Source organism: Arcicella sp. GW458-12-2-14-TSB2, assembly GCF_059423785.1.
In genome coordinates this window covers 1-549 of record NZ_JBWKYN010000383.1, presented here as the reverse complement: position 1 = coordinate 549, position 549 = coordinate 1, and the positions used below count along the sequence as shown (strand labels likewise).

At 31.7% G+C, this 549-nt stretch carries 1 protein-coding gene; it reads left to right on the top strand.

Going from position 1 to position 549, the window contains the following annotated elements; all coding sequences use genetic code 11:
• Positions 1-41: 41 nt before the first annotated feature.
• Positions 42-549, top strand: a 508-nt coding sequence (locus tag AC07XN_RS24565; RefSeq protein WP_494744964.1) for a transposase, incomplete at its 3' end; no start/stop codon positions are given.

Sequence of the window (549 nt, the reverse complement as noted above, 5' to 3'; positions counted from 1 at the left end):
CCATAGCCGTCAGGCTAATTTGAAAATCTTATCTTTGTGATATGGGAAAAGATTATTTTAAAGATATAGATTTATCATCAACTTGTTTTAGCGATTTATGTAAATTCTTTGAAACTGGAAGTATTGAGCGTTTAGGAAAAGAAGTAAAATTTGTAGAGCGAAGCTCTTCTCGTTTAAGTGCTTGGATGTTTTTACAATTGAATACCTGTTTAATCAATAATGGTAAAGTTGATAGTCTAAATGATTTAGGGGCAGCATTATTTAAGAACTTTGGAGTTAAACTAACCAAGCAATCTTTAGACGAGCGTTTTAATATTCATGGAGTTAGTTTTATGCGAAAGTGCTTTGAATCAGTTTTTGAGAAGGTTTTGTCAGCTTCAAGTAAGCAAGAACATATTACTTGTGGGTTTAAACGTATTATTTTACGAGATGCTACAAGTTTTCAATTACCTTCTGATTTAGCTACTTACTATCAAGGAAATGCAGGAGATACCACAGGTAGTGTGATAAAAATCCAACACGATTTTGATTTATTAAGTGGTAAAATAC